Raw genomic sequence first — 2,674 nt, 5'->3', positions numbered from 1 at the left:
TTCTTCCATAATTCATCAATCCGCGGTTTCAATTCGGCTGTTCCCAGGCGGAAAAAGAGGAATACATCGCGCCATGGTTCTGCCTGAATACCAAACTTCAGGGCAAGAAAATTTACTCCGGAGGCTCCCATCAGAGGCATGCCAGGGAAGGTGAACATACGAGGTTCATAGGGATTTTCTCCTCCCAGGTAAAAATAATGAACAGGATCAATGGTTTGGCTTTGGGTGATTCCAGCTGAGATTCCGCCCAGAAAACTGAACTGCGGATACACCGATACAAGCCTTTCAGATGAAAATGATGCTGTCCAGAATTTCGATGATAAGCTGTTGTTCTCTTTACTTCTGTCAATACCAAAAAAGTGTTCCAACCTGATTTCGGAACGGGCTCCCATCCTGGGGAAAACAGATACATCCAGGTTGTCATACAGAATCCTTCCGGTGAGTTTCCATGACCTGATCTGTATGTTCAGGGAATCAAACGGGTCGTACCTTGCGTCAGTTACCTGTTGCTGAACTGTTATACCGGCTCCTGCCAGCAGCGAATTGGAAAATACCGAGCGGAATTCAGTTTCGGAAAACAGATGCCGGTAATTAAAAGTGGTTATTTTTTCGCCATTAGTTGAGTAGAACGGTGCGTCAAAAATATTGTAAACAAACATTTGCGAGAAACCAATATTGGGTCGCCAGTTGGTGTGAATGGTATAGTGGAGTTTAACAGATGGATTTTCCGAAAGCCGGAGATCGCCCAGCATTCGGCTTCCTTCACCCAGCACATTCCGGTATGTTGCGTTCAGCAGCACTGCGGCTTTGAAATCATTATTGTAGTTGAACGAAAACTTAACAAAATTGAATTCCTGCTCCTTTACTTTGATCACCAGTCTGTTGCCTGATGAATCAGGGAGAATTTTATACGTAACATTCTGAAAGAATTGTGTGCCATAGATGCGCTCAATGCCTTGCCGCAGCATATGAAGTGTTACCGAATCTCCCTCCTGAAAGCCCAGATTTCCGTAAACCACATTGCTTGATACTTTTTGCAGTCCTTCGATATCGATACTTCGCACCAGAAGGGAAGTAAACTGCCGGGGATTGACCTGTGCTGTCTTTTTTTCCGGCCATTTCCTGAGGCTGTCGGCCAGCTGAACCAGTTTGTCCCATTGTTTCCTGGCAGCCGCTTCTCCAAGGCGGATGAGGGTATCAGCGGCTGAAAAACTGAAAGAGTTATAGTCTTTAACTTCCGGAGAAATCAATATGTCACAAAGCTTCCTCTGCCGGGCATTGCTGATGGCTATCGGGTAGGTGGACGCCTGGTCCAGAATTTCAAATGCCGAACTGATTTCATCTTTCTTCTTCAGATCGGCTGTCACATCAATGCCGATAATAATATCAGCCCCCATTTCTTTTACATCCTGTGCCGGAAGATTGCGTACCACACCGCCGTCGACAAGCAGCCTTCCGTTAAGTTCTACCGGAGTGAAAACGCTGGGAATAGCCATGCTGGCCCTAAGTGCATCCGGTAAAAATCCCTCCGTGAGCACAACCGGTTCAATCGTTTCAATATCGGTGGCGATGCACCGGAAGGGAATGGGAAACTTGTTGAAATCGCTGATGGTATGTACTGACCAGGTTAGGGTAGAAAACAACAGCGAAATTTTGTAACCGTTGATCAGCCCTGTGGGTAAAACAACTTTTCCGTTTCTTATCCGGAACTGAGCAACATATTTACCGTCTTCATCCTTTTCTTCTATGGAAATGTTGCGTCGGGATACTTCGTCATTCAGAAGCTCATTCCAGTTGATACTGCGGGCTATTGCTTCAATTTGCCCGGGAGAATACCCTATGGCATAAAGGGCTCCGACAATACTACCCATGCTGGTTCCGGCAATAAAATCCGGTTTGATTCCTGCTTCCTCCAGTACTTTGATGGCACCAATATGCGCAAGGCCTTTTGCTCCTCCGCCGCTCAATACAAGTCCTACCTTCGGTCTGTGTTCCCTGTTCTGGGAATAGACCTGGGGTGCGCAAACCATACAGATGAACAAAACCACTAAGAAAGAAAAAACCTTATTCATACCTTAAAAGTAGGTATTGTTTTTAAATGCCGCAATGTTATATGTCATGCATCAGATCGGATCCGGGTTTCCCTTTGTCAACCCTTTCATCCCGGCGAATGGCGAACGGCAAAAGTCCTTCCATTTCCCGCTAGGGGATGAAGGACAATGGCGACGTATTTCAGGGTTCCAGAGTTTCAGGGTTCCAGAGTTTCAGAGTTTCAGAGTTTCAGAGTTTCAGAGTTCCAGAGTTTCAGAGTTCCAGGGTTCCAAGGATTTTCGATTTCCCATTTCCCATTTCCTATTAACGTGTTCTGGTTTTAATAGCGTGATCAAGGACAGGAAATAGGAAATTCCCGGGGATTTTTGAGTTGTGATTTGAGATTTTGCAGTGCAGAAGAGTAAACAATCGGGTAGAACGTTAAGCGGAGAATAAACTGATGAACGCCATTTCTTTACGCTTTACGCTCTGTGCTTTACGCTCTTTCCCCGTAGGGGATGAAGGACAATAGATTTGTCGATCAAAACCCAATTTTTCCCCGTAGGGGATTAAGGACAATGGCGACGTATTTCAGAGTTCCAGGGTTCCAGAGTTCCAAAGTTCCAGGGTAAAATGGTTCCAT

General features: G+C 45.7%; 1 protein-coding gene. It reads right to left on the bottom strand.

The features are described from left to right. Positions 1 to 2,072 (bottom strand): BamA/TamA family outer membrane protein (locus tag GX419_00095; GenBank protein ID NLI23092.1); only part of this gene is annotated, 2,072 nt, incomplete at its 3' end. Between the last annotated feature and the right edge of the window lie 602 nt (positions 2,073 to 2,674).

This window comes from Bacteroidales bacterium (assembly GCA_012517825.1).
Lineage (GTDB): Bacteria > Bacteroidota > Bacteroidia > Bacteroidales > JAAYUG01 > JAAYUG01.
This window is presented reverse-complemented; position numbering and strand designations above follow the sequence as displayed.